Below are 16180 nucleotides of genomic sequence, written 5' to 3' on the forward strand. Positions count from 1 at the left end.
GGCGGCGGGGGTCCGGGGAGCGGCGCGGGCTGCGCCACGGCGTCGCCGGTCACTCCGACGAAGCCGGCGAGCATGACGACTCCGAACAAACGGAACGCCTGCCGACGGTCAAATGTCTCCATTAAAATATTCCTCCGTTGGGCGGCGCGCCTTTGCGACGCTGTTGCTTTCGAATGACATCCGATCAAGCGAACCGAAGAGCCGCCCATCCAACAGACAACAGCACTGCCGCATGAAATAGCCGCCACAAATCCGGAAGCAGGCGCCCGGGTCCCGGCGCGTCTGCAATCAGCTGCGCAGACGTCCCAGACCCCATTCGTTTAAAGTCCGATGTGCGTGCGGCCATTCTCCGATCGGCCGCCCTTCGCCGACGATTTCGAGATCGGCGGAAAATTCGATCCAGTTGCCGTCGGGATCGTGGACGAACATGAACAGGTTATGGCCGGGTCCATGGCGGCCCGGACCCCATTGGAGCGGGATATGCTCCTTTGCCATATGGTCCGCCCAGTCACGAATGTCATTCCAGCTGGCGACTTCATAGGAGTGATGGTCGAATCGGCTTTCGGCGGCCCTGAAGACCGCGGCGCTGTGATGCTCGTTGCTGCAACGCATAAACGTGACGCGCATGCCGCGCTGGTCGTCCACTACGACATCGGTGACGGTGAACCCCAGAATATCCACCAAGAACTGAACAATGGCGGCAGGATTGGGGCTCGACGTCACCACATGCTGCATCCGGGCCTGCGGATTGGCCGTCGCGATCTTCTCATCGGCTTCGGGCATGCCAAACGCATAGCAGTTGCCGTCGGGGTCGCGGACGGTGACGCTATCGGAGAACAGACGGGTTGGCCCATTGAGCGCAGCCCAGCCTGTCTTGCGGATGCGCGCCCGCAAATGTTCGAGTTCGTCGCGGGCGACGGCGAAACCCGACGACACCAGCTTGCGCGCATCGCCCGGAAGCAGAATGAGGCGGCGCTCCGGACCGCGCCCGATCCAGGCGTCGCCATGTTTCGAGAAAGCATAGCCAAGCGCCCGTTCATAGAACTGAGCGCTCTTTTCGACCTCCGCGCAGCCGAGTTCGAGATAGTGGAGATTCGCGACGAGGGCGTCCTTGTCTCTTCCCGCACGATGAAGATTCTCAGACATGACTCCTCCCTGACCAACGGCAGGGTGCTCACCCCGACAGTTTATGCAAAATTCCTAATATCTCGGAATTTTGCTGTCAACTTCGTTCGCAAGCAAAATGCGCTGCTTCTTTCAAGGCGAACGCAGCGCGCACGTCACCGCCTGCCCGGCAGAGCCCACGAGCATCTTGAGAATCTCGACACGTGCGGGATCCTCGCGCACGGCCTCGGCTGCCAGAACCAGCCCGATACTGCCGAGGATTAGATCGTTTTCCCCGAATACGGGCGCGGAGACGCCAAGGGCCCCTGCGTCGAGTTCGCCGATGCTGATGAGCGGCGCGCTGCGGCGTAGTCGCCGCGTCTCCGCCTTGAACGCCTCCCAGTCGCGCCCCAGCCCCATTGCGGCGACAGCTTCGCGCTCCAGATCGAAGAACCTGCGCAGGGTCCGCGCCGGCAGATTGACGAGGATCGCTTTTGACGCTGAACCGCGGATCAAGGGCATGGGACGCCCGCGCTCGTAGCTCGTTTGGATCGCAGGAGGATTTATTGAATATTCGTCAACGCACATGACTTGCAGCCGGTAGAGCCTGCAGAGCAACCCGATGGTTCCCGCCCCACTCTCTTCGACAAGTTTCCGCAGGATCGCGCGTGCGTTGCGGGTCAGCGGATCGACTCGTCGCGCGATGCGATCTAGCTCGATCGCGGCAGGCCCGACGGTATAATGGCCGGTGCGTCCGGCCACCAGAAGTCCGGCGCCCACCAGGCAACCAACATATTCGTAAGCCGTGCTGGCGGAAAGCCGAAGTTCAGCTCCGACGTCGTCCACCGTCCATTCTGGCCGCTCCGTCGTAAACAAACGGAGGATCGAGAGAACTCTGTCAGCTGTAGCGACCTTCTTCATTTTTCTTTCCTGCTGAGTGCTCCAAACCGCCAATGGGCGCCCGAGTTATGCTGTTCCCGTCTTTTTCCCGCGACGATCTTCCTCTCCTTACGGACCTTCGACGCCGCCCTGACAACGCCCAAGCAAAACGCGACCATTCCAGCGCCTGACGCTTGGAGCCTGAGCGCGCCCGACGCCCCCCTCGCGCCAGGCGCGATCGAGCCACGCTGGCCATTTGTGTACCAAATATGTCAGCCCGCTATACTAGACGGTCAGCTTTGGAGCCGGTAGTCATAATCGGGTCGCCTTCAGAAAGAAGGCCGACATGCAAGATAACGCGACAGGCGGCTAAGCCGAAACTATCGCGACATAAGAAAAACGTAAGCGCAGACGCGAAACGTACTGACGCACGCAAATAATCATAGGGGGGCGGCCGCGTGAGACACATGCGCATTGCCGATGGGCAGACGATTCCTTTTTCCAAGCCGAAAGCCGCGCAGACCAAAGCTTTCACTCCGACCTGTGTCAAGGCGTCTATACGACGCTTGGATCCGGATCCCGGCTTTAGATTGAACACGCTCGCCAGCATTGAAAAGTCGCGATTAGACTTGGAAATCACAGCTCAAAGCTCGCCGGCCTCCGCCGTGCAGGACCCGAGCTCAGCAAGTGAGCTTCACGACCAAGACCTTGGCCGGACCAGAAAACTCGGCCTCGCGGTCGCCCTCACGATCGAAAGAGAATTTCTCAGCGCCGGTTGGCCTTCGGGTGTGATGTTCGGACTTCAGGCCGAGATCCAGCGCCGGTACAAGATCGGCAGGTGGGCGATGCGTGAGGCCGTACGCATCCTCGAAATGCGCGGATCGGCGGATATGCGTCGGGGACGCGGCGGTGGCCTAATGGTCGCAGCGCCCACGTTGAATAACGTGGTAAAACCTTGCGCGCTCTACTTGCTCTCCCAGCATGTCACGCATGCCCATTTGTACCGGACCGCCCGTGTCGTAGCCGAAATCACGGCCGAGCTGCTTTTCCAACGATTCCATACAGAAGCAGCGCTCGCCGTAGAACTGTCTGCAACCTTTGCTGAAACCCGGGACCTGCTGAGCGCGCTGCTGAAGATGACCGGCAATCCGGCTCTGTCGCTTGTCGCCAGCATCCTGGAAGCTCTCGCCGGGCCGCGCCCCGAGATTGAGACCACGTTCGATCCACGGCGCCTTGCAGCGATTTCAAGGTCGGTCCTGGCGGGCGAAACGGCGACCGTCGCCGACCTTGTTTGTGGCCCCGCCCCGGAGCCGACCTGCCGCGATCTCGATCTCGTGCGCTGGATCAAGCCTACCGGGTCGCTGAACGCATGCCGTTATTCAACCCAACTCGCTTTCAAAATGCTTGGTGAGATCATGGGGCCGCATCAATCGCAACCGACGTTTCTCGGTTCCGAATGGGATATCGCCCATCGATACGGATTCAGCCTCGAGAGTGTGCGGCAGGCGTCTCGCATTCTTGAAGACATGGGCGTGATCGAATGCAGGTTGGGCCGCAGTGGCGGCCTTTTCACCCACAAGCCCGTTCTTGCCGAGATCCTGCCCCAGACCTTCGCCTACCTTTTCCACCAGGATGTCACCATCGCGGACGCCCTACTGGCGGCCGACAAGCTTGATCACGGCCTTTCGCGAGCCGAGCAGGTCGACGGATTGAACAACCCGTTGGGTCGGCTTCTCGCTGCCATGTTTGATGGGTTTGCGCGCCAGGCGCATCTGGAAAAAAACCCGGCTATCGTGCATTAAACCGAAGGCCGTGAGATCGCTGGCTCAATCCTGCGGATTGAACACGTAGCCGTCGCTTCTCACTGTCTGGATAATCTCCAACTGCCGTCCGCCGAGCGCAAGCTTTCGCCGCAACCGGCTGACCAGCAGATCGATTGCGCGGTCTGATACACCTTCGCTTTTTCCACGTGTGAGTTCGATCAGTTGCGGTCGGCTGAGGACCTGATGCGCATGCTTTTGGAACGCGAGGAGGAGGTCCGCCTCCGCGGCCGTCAGCGTGATGCGGACGCCTCTGGGCGAATAAAGAACGCGCCGTTCCGCCTCAAAACGCCATCCGCCGAATCGGACGCCGGCGACGTCGGTGGAATTTTCTTTTCCGTCCTGGCCGCGACGCGAAACAGCGCGAATTCGCGCTTCGAGCTCGGGCAGGGCGAAAGGCTTGCTCACATAATCGTCGGCGCCGGCATCTAGTCCGGCCACCCGGTCTGACAAGCTCGCCAGGGCGGTCACCATGATGATGCGCGCATTGCCCGTCGCCCGGATCTGCTTGCAGAGATCCAAGCCGCTGACTTCGGGCAGCATGAGGTCGAGCAACACAATATCAATCGCCTGCGTGGCCATGACCGCGCTCATCGCCTTGCCGTCAGCGACCGCGGCGACATGATAGTCCTTGTCCCGAAGAAACTGCGCCACAAGCCTGCTGATCTCGGGATCATCCTCGACGATCAGGATGCGCGGCATGAGGAGCGGAGCGGCCTGAAATTCAGCGTTCATGGCCGCAGCTCTCTCCCCAGATCGACATTGTTCCGGTTCGACGAAACCGGCGCCGCATCAAATGCGAAACTTGAATCTACTGGCGTTGAAAAACCTTGGCAAGATGAAGAAAAGCGCTAGCGCTTCCGGGCGCCAGCGCCGAAGGCTGGGACCTGGGATCATGCCCCACGTCCTGCGCAACCGTGGCTTGAATGTCTCTCGAACCGCTCACCGGAAGCATGATGCGCGCCAGCAGTCCCTGGGGCTCGACGTCCGACAGGACCAACTCGCCGCCGTGTCGGCGAACAATGTCGCAAACGATCGACAATCCGAGGCCGAGCCGCCCTTCGGCCGCTCGCGCTGGATCAAGCCGCGCAAACGGCAACAGGACGCGATTGCGCTCGCCGCTTGGGATCCCTGGCCCATTGTCCCTCACGTCGACCAAGATACAGTCAGCGTCGGCGCCCACATCGACATGGGTCTGTGTAGCGTAGCGGCAGCTGTTCTCGACCAGGTTTGCGACCGCCCGCGTGATCGCGGTGGGTTGGCAGCGACACTCCAGCCCGTAGGAGCCTGTGAAAGTCACGTCATGGCCGTCTTCGTTGAACTCGAGGACGATGCTTTCAACGAGCGATCCGAGATCGACGATCTCAAAGGGCTCGCTGTCGCATCGCTCGTCGTTGAGATAGGCGAGCGCGCTATTGACCATTTTTTGCATCAGGTCGAGATCTCGCGAGATGTCGCGACGGCTGGAGAAAAACGGCTCGAGATCAATCCGCAGCTTGAGCCGTGTCAATGGCGTGCGCAGGTCGTGTCCAACGGCCATCAGCATGTGGCGGCGCTCCTCCATCAGCTGCGCCACGCGCTCCTGCATCCGGTTGAAGGCTTGAATTAGCAGGCGGATCTCCAACGCGCCTCGCACCGGCAAGGATGTGATCGCCACGTCTTGCCCGAACTTCTCAACAGTGCTGACGAGCTCGCGCAACGGTCGATTGATCCGCGACAAGGTCCAGACGGAGAGCGAAATTACGAGCAGGAATAGAAAGGAAACCCCCACCAAAACCGGAAACGTCGCGATCATGAATTGGGACAGCCCTTCGTGCTGATAACTGTCGATCGTGACAGGCTCGCCATCCAAGGTGGTTTCGATACGAAACATTTCGCTGGCGCCATCGTCCCGCATGCAATTCTTGACCAACAACGAACCAACGTGATCGAGACGAACCTCATTGATGAGCAGCCGCAGACTGTCTGCCCAATAATTCGTCTCGGCGGCGGCGCAAGGCTCGGCGGGTCCAAGACTCACCCGTAGATTCTCGGACGACACGGCCCGGGCGATTTCGCGCCGCGCCGCCGGCGGCGCGCCGGACATGGCCTTCATTATTGTCGTGATCTGCAGCGCTTGCGGCCAAGGACCGGGAGGCAGGGGCGGTTTTGCCGGCCGCGACAGCGCAGAGAGCAGCAACAAAACGGCGAAGGTCGCCAGGAGCGCGCCAAAAGCGATCGCAATGATCTGCCCCCGCGCCGTATCGAGAAAGCGCCACATCCGCTAACCCCCATTTCTTCCAACATTTTAGCAGTTCCGACGCCGGCGAGCCATAGCCGAAAGCGGCAGCCGCCCCAAGCCGCGCGCAGCTCAACGCGTGGGCGGAGCGAGCCCGATCGCTGCGGCGGAGAGGAATCACGAGCGCGAGGCCTTGATCGAGCATGACGTTGCGAGCGAGCCGCTCCGCGGCTTCATGGGGTTGCAGCGCCAGAAGGGCCCAAACCTGACGGGGGAGCGAGAGCGGCGCCTCCGCGCGCATTTCTCTGGCGCAGCGACACTCGCGCCGCGAAGATGAGCGCAGCCAGAGCGGCGTTCAGCGCCAGCTGAATAGAACAAAAAGCGCGACAAACTGCGCCCATCGTGCAGCGACGAGCATGAAAAACAACCACGTGATGCGCTTCCTCCAGATCTTAATTCTTTACAAGATCAACAGCAGGGGACGCGAACAAAAAAGCAGTGCCAATGCCGCGCCTGCGCAATAAGGAGGCTATTTTCCGCCGCCGTCAGAGGTCACCGTTGTCGAGTAGATCGACCGGCCAGCAGTGAAGCGCCGATCTGGCGGCGCTGGACGGCATCCCACCGGTTGTGGTGCGGGACGCGGCTTGCGACTTGCCATGAAGGGAGACAAGAAATGCACATTATGGAGGGTTTTCTTCCCGTCAGCCATGCGGTCGGCTGGTTCGTCGCTTCGGCGCCCTTTGTGGTCGCCGGCGGGCTATCCCTGCGCAAGATCATACGCGAGCGGCCCGAAGCGCGGCTCAACCTCGCGGCCTGTGGCGCTTTCGCCTTTGTTCTCTCCGCGCTGAAAATGCCAAGCGTGACCGGCTCCTGCTCGCACCCGACGGGCGTCGGCTTGGGCGCGGTGATTTTCGGTCCCGCGGTGATGGCGGTGCTCGGCACGATCGTCCTGCTGTTCCAGGCCTTGCTGCTAGCACATGGCGGCCTGACGACGCTCGGCGCCAATGTGTTTTCCATGGCGGTCGTCGGCCCCTGGGTCAGCTACGGCATCTGGAAGGGGCTCCGCTCCTCCGGCGCGTCGATCGCCGTCGCCGTCTTCGCCGCCGCCGCTGTTGGCGATCTCGCCACATATGTCACCACGGCGGTGCAGCTGTCTCTGGCCTATCCGGACGCCGAGAGCGGAATTGTCGGCTCCTTCATCAAATTCGCCGGCATCTATGCGGTGACGCAGGTTCCGCTCGCCATAGCCGAGGGTCTTCTGACCGTGGTGGTGATGAACGCCCTGTCCGGACGCGCCGGACAGCCTGACGAAATCGCAGTTCTCGCTGGGGAGGCCCGCTAATGAAAAACTCTCGCACCACCTGGCTTTTGCTCGCGACCTTGGCCCTCGTCGTCGCGCCGCTGGTCATTCCCGGCCTTGGCGGCAGCTTCAAGGGCTCCGACGATCAGGGAACGGACGCCATCAACGAATTGCGCCCCGACTACAAGCCCTGGTTCGAGCCGCTATGGAAGCCGCCGTCCGACGAGATCGAGAGCCTGCTATTCTCATTGCAGGCGGGGCTCGGCGCCGGCTTCATCGGCTTTATGATCGGCCGGCGCTCCGCCGCCGCCAAGGGATCGGCCAAGCAGGTCTCCGGAGCCGTCGCCAACGGCGCCGTCGGCGATGTCAATGTCGCCCATTGACCGCGAGGCCCATCTGAACCGCTGGCGGTCGAAACCGCTGGCGGAAAAGGCTTTGCTCGCGCTCGGCATGCTGGTTATCGCACTTGCGCTCAAGCCTGCCGTCGCTGTGCTCGTCGCGTCTGCGATGACGGCGGTGACGCTCGTCGGTGCCCGCGTCTCCCCGCGACTCTGGCTCGGCTGCATGACGGCGCCGCTCGGCTTTCTCGCCGTCGGCGTGGTGACTCTTGCCCTGCGCATTGATGCGCAGGGCATCGGCCTCGCGCCCGGCGGCTTCGTTGAGGCTGGCGCGCTGGTCGCCCGGTCGATCGCGGGCTTGACCTGCATGCTGTTTCTGGCGCTGACCACGCCGGCGAGCGACCTGGTTGGAGGTCTCGGCAGGCTGGGCCTTCCAAGCGAAATCGTGGACCTTGCGCTGCTGATGTACCGATTTCTGTTCATCCTCGGGGACTCGGCCGCGGCAATGAATGCCGCGCAGGCAGCGCGGCTCGGCCACGCCACCGCGCGCCAGCGCGTGACTTCGGCCGGCCTGATCGCCGCCAATCTGTTGCCGCGCGCCATCGACCGCGCTCGCCGTATGGAAATTGCGCTCGCTTCGCGCGGCTGGCGTGGCGAGATGCGCGTGCTTGCCGACCGATCTGCGGCCACGGCCTCGGGATTGGCCGTCATCAGCGCAGCGATCGCCTCGATCGCCCTGACGGGATTCTTTGTATGACGCCGCTAATGGAGGTTTCCGGCCTCACCTATTCCTATCCGGGCGGCGTCGCGGCGCTCGACGGACTCGACCTGCGCATTGAGCGCGGTCGCAAACTCGCCGTTCTCGGACCAAACGGCGCCGGCAAGACCACGCTGCTCCTGCATCTCAATGGTTCCTTGCGTCCCGCATCGGGCCAGATCCGCCTCGACGGCGAAATGATGAAATATGACCGGCAGGCGCTCAACGACTGGCGCCGGCGCGTCGGTCTCGTTCTGCAGGACGCCGACGATCAGCTGTTCGCAGCGTCGGTGGCCGAGGATGTGTCGTTCGGCCCGCTCAATCTCGGCCTTAGCGAGGACGAGGCACGCCAGCGCGTCAAAGAGGCGCTCGCTGCGCTCAACATATCGCACCTCGCCGGCCGCTCGACGCACATGCTGTCCTTTGGCCAAAAGAAGCGCGCGGCCATCGCGGGCGCTATCGCCATGCGCCCGGAGATCCTGATGCTCGACGAGCCGACCGCCGGCCTCGATCAACATGGCTCAGCATTGCTTACGGAGGAGTTACAACGTCTCTGCGACGCCGGAACCACGCTCATCTTCACGACCCACGAAGTCGATTTCGCCTGGTCCTTCGCCGATGAGGCCGCCCTGTTCTGCAATGGCCGCGTCATCGCTCAAGGGCAGGCGACCGAACTGCTCGCCGATACGCGCGCCCTAGCGGAGGCGCGGCTCGCCCCGCCCGTACTCGCGCGCCTGACCGGCGTCCTGAAAACCCGCGGCCTGCTCGCACAAAACGCTGCGCCGCCCCGCACTGTTGACGACATGCTGGCTTTGATTGTCGAGTGGAGCCCCGCCTATGTTAGATCTTGATCCAAAACCTCTGACCGGCGCGCCGTCGCAGGGCGATCGCCACGCCAAAGATCATCGCCACGACGATCATGAAGATCACGATCATGACCACAACCACGCCTTTTCGCTCAAAGAATGTTTGCGGATCGGCCTGGTCGCGCTCTGCGCCCTCGCCATTCAGTTGGGCCTGCCCGACAATACCGTGCTGAGCATCGACAACGAGCTGTTTCTGCCCTTCAGCTGGTATGGCTATATCGGGCTGTTCATCGGCGGCAAGCCCTTGTTCAGCGCCGCCTTTGAAAGCCTGAAGCAGCGGCGCATGACTATGGAGCTGTCGATGGCGATCGCCGTGGCGGCGGCTGCCTACACCAGCTATTTCTTCGTCGCTCTGTTCATCACCTTCTTCGTTTTGATTGCGGAAATGCTGGAGGGCATGACCTTTGAACGCGGCCGCCGCGCACTGCACGAATTGATGGATTTGCTGCCGAACGAGGTGACTGTTCGCCGCAACGGCGCGACCTTCCTCATGCCAATTTCAGCTCTGCACATAGGCGACATCGTGGTAGTGGCGCCGGGCGCGCGTATTCCCGTGGACGGCCCTGTCACCGCCGGCAATTCGTTTGTCGATGAATCTCGCATCACCGGCGAGTCCATGCCGGTCGAAAAGGTAGCCGGCGCACATGCCTATGCCGGCACGGTCAACCAGTCGGGCGCACTCGATATCCAAACCGAACGCTTCGGCCGCGAGACTAGTTTCGGCAAGATCATCGAGGCCGTGGAGCATGCGGAAAAAACCCGCGCGCCAATCCAGCGCGTCGCCGACCGGCTGGCGAGCTATATTGTGTGGTACGCGCTCGCCTTCACGGCCCTCGCTTTCTATATGACGAACGGCGATATCAACACGACGATCTCGACCATCGTGGTGGCCGGCGCCTGTGGCGTCGCGGCCGGGACGCCTTTGGCGATTCTTGGCGGCATGGGCCGCTGCGCCAAGCTCGGCGCCGTTGTGAAAGGCGGCGTCCATCTTGAGACGCTCGGCAAGATCGACACGGTGCTGCTCGACAAGACGGGCACGCTGACATATGGCGTTCCCGATATCGTCGGCGTCCACGCCATGTCTGGCGTCAGCGAAAAAAGCCTGCTGCAAGCGGCGGCGACGGCGGAACTCCGCTCGGAACATCCGCTCGGGCGCATGATCGTTTCCCATGCGCGCTCGCTCGGCGTGCAGCCGGAAGAACCTCCGCATTACGCCTATCTCCCGGGCAAGGGCATCAAGGCCCAAGACAGCGGCGGCCTGCTGCTCGTCGGCAGCCGCGCCTTTCTCGAAGAGGCCGGGCTTTCGTTTCTTGGCGTCCCCGACGCCATCGCCAACGCCTCGGTCATTGTCGCGCGTGAGACCGCAGTCCTCGGCGGGATCGTCGTCGAGGACCGGGTGCGCCCCGAGGCGCGGGAAGCCGTCGCCGCCCTCAAGGCGCTGAAGTTGAGAACCGTGCTGCTCACCGGCGATGTGCGCGCTGTCGCGGAACGGCTCGGGCGTCAGCTGGGCGTTGACGAGATCGAGGCCGAGCTGTTGCCCGAGCAAAAGCTCGCGCGCGTCAAAGCGCTGCGCGAGCAGAAGAAGACGGTCGCAATGGTCGGCGACGGCGTCAACGATGCGCCCGCGCTCGTCGCCGCCTCCGTCGGAGTCGCGATGGGCTCCGGCTCAGAGATCGCGCGCGAAAAAGCTGATGTGATGCTGGTGAGCGACAATCTCAACCAGTTCGTCGAGATCGTGCGCGTGGCGCGGCGTACCCGCAACATCATCTGGTTCAATTTTGCCGGTACAATTCTCGTCGATATCATCGGCTTGCTGCTGGCGCTCTTTGGCCTGATCGATCCAATATGGGCTGCGATCATCCACACCTCGTCTGAACTGACATTCATTCTGAATTCGGCGCGGCTGCTGCCAAGCCCGATGTTCTGGAAAAAGCAGGAAGCCTTCCTGCCGACGCCCGTCGCCGCGCGGGCCTGAGGTTTCAGTCATTGGAGGCGGGCGTCGCAGCGATGCCCGCCTCCTCGCCATATGCGCTAGGCGGAAAGCCCGATAATTGCGTCTACGACACGCGGGTCGGCGTGGATGCCCCCCAATACGCCGAGGAGCAGGGTGATGCTGTGGCCCAGGCTGAACAGGGTCACGTCGAGCGTGACATCGCTCAAGCGATAGATGAAGAAGATCATCGCGAGGATGAATAGCAGATGGTCGCCGCCCGTGACCATGTGCTTGGCGCCGAGATAGAGGAAAGCTGCGGCCTGCGGCCCAGCGTTCGATGCGACGAAAGCAGCGTCCTTGCCGCCGATGCCATGCGCCTGAGCGCCTGGCCCACAAGGCAGCAGCAGTATCACAAGGTCGACCAAGGCGAGCGCGCAGCTCCGGCAATTCCGGCGCATTTCTTCCCGCCTTCTTGTCGTTTGATCGTCCCCGACTCTTGCCGGGGACTACAGCCGATCAGAAGGGCAGGCCAACGTAATTTTCGGCGAGCGAACCCAGCGCCTTTTCAGAGGACAGGAGATAGGCGAGTTCGATGTCCTGCAGCTTGTCCTCATAGGATGAGCGGTTCGGGAACTCGTGCAGCAGATGCGTCATTGACCAGGAGAATCGTTGCGCCTTCCAGACGCGCGCCAGCGCCTTGGCGGAATAGTTTTCGAGACCGAGATCGTCACCATTGAGGTAGTGGTCGGTCAAGCCGTGGTAGAGGTAGTAGATGTCCGAGGCCGCGCTGTTGAGGCCCCGCGCGCCGGTCGGCGGCACGATATGGGCGGCGTCGCCGGCGAGGAACAGTTTTCCATAGCTCATCGGCTCGGCGACAAAGCTGCGCAGCGGCGCGATGCTTTTCTCGATCGAGGGACCCGTGACCAGTTTCGCTGCTATCTCCGACGGCAGACGCCGCTTCAATTCGGCCCAAAAGGCCTCGTCGGACCAGTCCTCGACCTTGTCCTCCAGCGGAACCTGGACGTAGTAGCGGCTCAGCACCTGCGAGCGCAGCGAACACAAGGCAAAGCCGCGCTCGTGGCGCGCATAGATCAGTTCCGGCGACACCGGCGGGGTGTGCGCCAGCACGCCGAGCCAGCCGAAGGGATAGATGCGCTCATATTCGCGTAGAACGTCGGTTGGGATCGACTTTCGGCTCACGCCGTGAAAACCGTCGGCGCCGACGATATAGTCGCACTCGACCCTGCAGTCTTCGCCGGTTTTGCGGTAGGTCACGCTCGGCGCGTCGCTTTTGAGCCCGTGCAGCGTCACGTCTTCAACCTGAAACACCGTCTTCACGCCGGATTTGTCGCGCGCCTCATAGAGATCGCGGGTCAGTTCCGTCTGGCCATAGACGATAACGGAGTCGCCGCCCGAATGTTTGTGCAGGTCGACGCGGTCGAGGCGCCCATCATGTGCTATGTAGAAGCCGTGATGGATCTCCCCTTCGCGATCCATGCGCTCGCCGCATTGCGCTTCGCGCATCAGGGCGGCAAACCCATGTTCCAACACGCCAGCGCGGATGCGCGCCAGAACGTAATCGCGGGTTTGCCTTTCGAGCACGACATTATCCACACCTTTGAGGTGCAGCAATTGCGACAGCAGCAAACCGGACGGTCCGCCTCCAATTATGCAAACTTGAACCTTCAAATTTTCCTCCCTTGGGTTATGATCATTCTTGGAAAGAATAGCCCTCTGGGCGCGCGCTCCGAATGGAGCGAAAGACAAAAGACTTGTAGAAACACGACATGGCGCTAACGACTCCCCACGTCGCCAATTTCAACTTGTTCGGCGAGACCGGCGATCTGCCGGACGTCGTGCATTGCGAGACCATTTTCGATCGCGCTTCGCTACACGACTGGGAGCTAACGCCTCACCGGCACACGCGGCTACATCAGATCATCCTGGTCACAAGCGGCGGGGGCCTCGCGCGCTTCGACGACAAACGCGAAGACCTCGCCGCGAACCGCTTGGCCAATGTGCCGGCGGGCGTCATCCACGGCTTCAGCTTCGCGCCGGAGACGCAAGGTTTCGTCGTTACGCTCGCCAGCGAATTTCTCGACGAGAACCTTCCGGCAAAAGAGGGATTGCGCCGCTATCTCAACGCCGCTTACGCCGTTGACGCAGACGATGCCGCCGCCGATTTAATGGCCCGGATCTTTCACGAGTTCGCCGAACGCAGGTTCGCCCGCGCGCAGGTGCTGCGGTCACTTTGCGGCGCGCTGCTGGGCGTGGCGGCGCGCGCTGGCGCGGAGCAGAGCGAGACGCAGGCGCCGCGAGACCTCAATCCGCTCGCGCGCAAGTTCGGGGAGTTGCGGGAAGAGCATTACCGGCAGCACTGGAAGGTGCGGGACTACGCTCGCGCCCTGGGGGTCGGCCCCACACATCTCAGTCGCGCCCTGCGCGCCGCGAGCGGACTGTCGGCGGCACAACTCATCCAGGAGCGGCTCATTCAGGAGGCGCGCCGCAACCTCGTCTTCACCAATTTACCGATCTCCACGATTTCCTACACGCTCGGCTTCGAGGATCCGGCCTATTTCAGCCGCGTCTTCACCGCCGCCAGCGGCGTTTCGCCCAAACAATTCCGCACGCGGCTGAGCGGCGAGCGCGACGATGGCGCCGACCCGCGCGGGCTTCGTCCAAAAAAAACTGCATAAAGTAGAAAAAATCGTCCATTCCGTCTTTCTCCCGGCGCTCTTAACTTCTCTCGCAAGAGCAGAATAGAGGAGGAGACCTTGTTTTCATTCGATCCCTATTCTCCGGCTGTTGATGTCGATGCATTTCGCTTCTACGGGCGGCTGCACGACGAATTTCCCTGTACTGGAGCGAGGAAGCAAACATGTGGGTGCTGTCGGGCGGCGGCTCCATGTCAATGCTGACGCTAAAGCCTGCCGTCGCAACGCTATTGCGCGCCTCGCGCTGAAAATCGCCATGGAGGAATTCCACGCTATCTTTCCGGATTACGTGCGTCTGCAGGATCACTTTCCCTGAATGCCCTCCTCGACTTTCCGCAGCCCGTTGCACCTCGAACTGGCCCGCGTCTCAACTGCCGTCAAACATCCCGTGAGAGACATATTCAAATGACTAAAATCACCTTCATCGAACCCCAAGGCGCCAAGGTGGAGATCGACGTGATCAACGGCTGGACGCTAATGCAGGCGGCGACCTCGCACGGCGTAGAGGGCATCGAGGCCGAATGCGGCGGCTCCTGCGCCTGCGCCACGTGCCATTGCTATGTCGAAGGCGAACAGGCGACGCGGCTACCCGCGCCGAGCAACGACGAACTGGAAATGCTCGATAACGTCGCTGCGGAACGGCTGCCCAATAGTCGCCTCGGTTGCCAGATCAGGGTGACCCCGTATCTCGAGGGACTTGTGGTACGGATGCCTGAGGCGCAGAGCTGATGGGCGACGCCGTCATCATCGTAGGCGCCGGCCAGGCCGGTCTGACCGTCGCCGAAGCCTTGCGCGCCGATGGCTGGCAGGATGAGATCGTCATCTATGGCGCCGAAAAACACGCGCCCTACCATCGCCCGCCGCTCTCTAAAGGCTATCTGCTTGGCGACACGCCCGCCGCGCAGCTCACAATCCGAGGACCGGACCTTTTCGACAAGAAGCGGATCGAGTTTTGCGCCGGGCGACCCGTCCGCGCGATCGACCCGACCAGTCTCCGCATCGAACTCGACGACGGCAGCCGGCGCGCCTATTGCAGCCTCGTGCTCGCGACGGGATCGCGTCCGCGCGAACTGGCCGTTGAAGGCGCGCGTCTCGATCGCGTCGTTTCGCTGCGCACACTAGAGGATTCGGCGACGATCGGCACCCAACTGCAAAAAGCCGAGAATGTTGTCGTCATCGGCGGCGGATTCATTGGCCTCGAAGTCGCCGCGGCCGCCCGCAAGAAGGGCTGTTCGGTGATTGTGCTCGAAGCCATGGACCGTCTGCTGGCGCGGGTCGCATCCCCGGCAATTTCGGACTTCTTTGCCAGGCTCCACTCCGACCATGGCGCGAGGATCATTTTCAATGCGAAAGTCTCGCGGCTCGTCGGTGAGGCGGGCGTCGTTCGCACTGTCGAGACCGCCGACGGCCAGTCCTTCCCCGCCGATCTGGTGGTGGTCGGAGTCGGCGCGGTCGCTAACGACGAACTCGCACGCCACGCCGGCCTCGCTTGCGATCGCGGCGTGGTCGTCGATGATTGCTCGCGCAGCAGCGATCCCTCAATTTTTGCCGCAGGCGACTGCACGGCGCGACGGCTGGCCGACGGCGCCTTATCGCGGCTGGAATCCGTTCAGAACGCCGTGGAGCAAGCAAAATCGGCGGCGGCCGCGCTCACCGGAAGGGAGCGGCCCTTTCGCGCGGCGCCCTGGTTCTGGTCCGATCAACATGGCGTCAAGCTACAGATGGCGGGATCGTCGGCCAACGCAGATCAAGCTGCGCTGCGCGGCTCGCTGGCGGACAAGAACTTCTCGCTGTTTTATCTCAGGAGTGGCAAGCTGATCGGCGTCGACACGATCAACCGCCCTGGCGACCACATGCTCGCGCGCAAGCTGCTAGACCACGGACTTTCGCCGACCATCGAGGAGGTTTCCGACGAACATTTCGACTTAAAGAGTCTGCTCGCCACCGGGGTACCTGCCTGATGTTCGATGCGCCCGCCACCTCCAGATGGCGCTGTCAGCTTAATCCGCCGCCTTCGCCGCCACTGCCATCGTCGCGCCCCGGAGAGCCGCGTCGCGCCATCGATCTCGACGACCATTTCGCGCGGCGCGGAATAAAGCGGCGCATTGTTCTGATGGCGCCAGGCTTTTCCGCGTTGCCAGGCTTATAGGCAGCACGGACATTCTGACGACGGCGCCCGGTCCCCTGCGCCTCGCGGCCACAGCTGACCTCGCCAGCGCACCGGCTCTCGCGCGGCGCCCTCGCCTGCCGA

The 16180-nt window shown here is 62.4% G+C and carries 16 protein-coding genes; 10 read left to right on the forward strand and 6 right to left on the reverse strand.

Annotated features, from left to right (window positions below; translation table 11 throughout):
* Nucleotides 1-288: 288 nt before the first annotated feature.
* Entirely contained in the window at nucleotides 289-1146 is an 858-nt protein-coding gene (locus CR492_RS17960; protein ID WP_102845111.1) for a VOC family protein, read from the reverse strand.
* Nucleotides 1147-1257: 111 nt separating this feature from the next.
* On the reverse strand, nucleotides 1258-2025 hold the full coding sequence (locus CR492_RS17965; RefSeq protein WP_102845112.1) for an IclR family transcriptional regulator: 768 nt from the start codon (nucleotides 2023-2025) through the stop codon (nucleotides 1258-1260).
* 425 nt (nucleotides 2026-2450) lie between these two features.
* On the opposite strand from CR492_RS17965, the gene CR492_RS17970 reads away from it, so the two are divergent.
* Nucleotides 2451-3785, forward strand: a complete 1335-nt coding sequence (locus tag CR492_RS17970) for a FadR/GntR family transcriptional regulator (RefSeq protein ID WP_102845113.1) — start codon at nucleotides 2451-2453, stop codon at nucleotides 3783-3785.
* A gap of 24 nt (nucleotides 3786-3809) precedes the next feature.
* Here the strand turns inward: CR492_RS17970 and CR492_RS17975 are convergent, their stop codons facing one another.
* Nucleotides 3810-4538, reverse strand: coding sequence for a response regulator transcription factor (locus CR492_RS17975; protein WP_245412158.1), 729 nt, complete (start codon nucleotides 4536-4538; stop codon nucleotides 3810-3812).
* A 76-nt stretch (nucleotides 4539-4614) separates the two neighbouring features.
* A complete protein-coding gene (locus CR492_RS17980) occupies nucleotides 4615-5676 on the reverse strand; it encodes an ATP-binding protein (protein ID WP_180982604.1) in 1062 nt (353 codons plus the stop codon).
* Nucleotides 5677-6694: 1018 nt separating this feature from the next.
* Here CR492_RS17980 and CR492_RS17990 point away from each other — a divergent pair.
* Genes CR492_RS17990 through CR492_RS18010 form a run of 5 tightly spaced genes read left to right on the forward strand, consistent with a single transcriptional unit; the run spans nucleotide 6695 to nucleotide 11257 of the window.
* Nucleotides 6695-7363: an energy-coupling factor ABC transporter permease gene (locus CR492_RS17990; RefSeq protein ID WP_102845116.1), complete on the forward strand. Its 669-nt coding sequence runs from the start codon at nucleotides 6695-6697 to the stop codon at nucleotides 7361-7363.
* Nucleotides 7363-7704 (forward strand): energy-coupling factor ABC transporter substrate-binding protein, encoded by a 342-nt coding sequence (locus CR492_RS17995; protein ID WP_102845117.1) that lies wholly within the window; start codon nucleotides 7363-7365, stop codon nucleotides 7702-7704. The genes CR492_RS17990 and CR492_RS17995 overlap by 1 nt, the downstream gene beginning before the upstream one ends.
* Nucleotides 7691-8416, forward strand: coding sequence for a cobalt ECF transporter T component CbiQ (gene cbiQ / locus CR492_RS18000; protein ID WP_180982605.1), 726 nt, complete (start codon nucleotides 7691-7693; stop codon nucleotides 8414-8416). Before CR492_RS17995 ends, cbiQ begins: the two co-directional genes overlap by 14 nt.
* Nucleotides 8413-9267, forward strand: a complete 855-nt coding sequence (locus tag CR492_RS18005; RefSeq protein ID WP_102845119.1) for an energy-coupling factor ABC transporter ATP-binding protein — start codon at nucleotides 8413-8415, stop codon at nucleotides 9265-9267. Before cbiQ ends, CR492_RS18005 begins: the two co-directional genes overlap by 4 nt.
* Nucleotides 9254-11257, forward strand: a complete 2004-nt coding sequence (locus CR492_RS18010) for a heavy metal translocating P-type ATPase (protein WP_102845120.1) — start codon at nucleotides 9254-9256, stop codon at nucleotides 11255-11257. The genes CR492_RS18005 and CR492_RS18010 overlap by 14 nt, the downstream gene beginning before the upstream one ends.
* Nucleotides 11258-11313: 56 nt before the next feature.
* Here CR492_RS18010 and CR492_RS18015 read toward each other — a convergent pair whose 3' ends face one another.
* Nucleotides 11314-11640 (reverse strand): HupE/UreJ family protein, encoded by a 327-nt coding sequence (locus CR492_RS18015; RefSeq protein ID WP_245412159.1) that lies wholly within the window; start codon nucleotides 11638-11640, stop codon nucleotides 11314-11316.
* A gap of 91 nt (nucleotides 11641-11731) precedes the next feature.
* Entirely contained in the window at nucleotides 11732-12904 is a 1173-nt protein-coding gene (gene pobA / locus CR492_RS18020; RefSeq protein WP_102845151.1) for a 4-hydroxybenzoate 3-monooxygenase, read from the reverse strand.
* A gap of 98 nt (nucleotides 12905-13002) precedes the next feature.
* Here pobA and CR492_RS18025 point away from each other — a divergent pair, with 98 nt between their 5' ends.
* The 4 genes from CR492_RS18025 (at nucleotide 13003) to CR492_RS18040 (ending at nucleotide 15890) form a co-directional block, all read left to right on the forward strand.
* The gene (locus CR492_RS18025; RefSeq protein ID WP_102845122.1) at nucleotides 13003-13911 is read left to right on the forward strand and encodes a helix-turn-helix domain-containing protein; all 909 of its coding nucleotides are present in this window, start codon (nucleotides 13003-13005) and stop codon (nucleotides 13909-13911) included.
* A gap of 112 nt (nucleotides 13912-14023) precedes the next feature.
* Nucleotides 14024-14245, forward strand: coding sequence for a hypothetical protein (locus tag CR492_RS20875; protein WP_180982606.1), 222 nt, complete (start codon nucleotides 14024-14026; stop codon nucleotides 14243-14245).
* An 89-nt stretch (nucleotides 14246-14334) separates the two neighbouring features.
* Complete coding sequence (locus CR492_RS18035) at nucleotides 14335-14658, forward strand: 2Fe-2S iron-sulfur cluster-binding protein (protein WP_102845123.1); 324 nt, start codon at nucleotides 14335-14337, stop codon at nucleotides 14656-14658.
* Complete coding sequence (locus CR492_RS18040; RefSeq protein ID WP_102845124.1) at nucleotides 14658-15890, forward strand: NAD(P)/FAD-dependent oxidoreductase; 1233 nt, start codon at nucleotides 14658-14660, stop codon at nucleotides 15888-15890. Before CR492_RS18035 ends, CR492_RS18040 begins: the two co-directional genes overlap by 1 nt.
* The last annotated feature ends 290 nt before the right edge of the window (nucleotides 15891-16180 follow it).

The organism is Methylocella silvestris (assembly GCF_002891535.1).
Taxonomy (GTDB): domain Bacteria; phylum Pseudomonadota; class Alphaproteobacteria; order Rhizobiales; family Beijerinckiaceae; genus Methylocapsa; species Methylocapsa silvestris_A.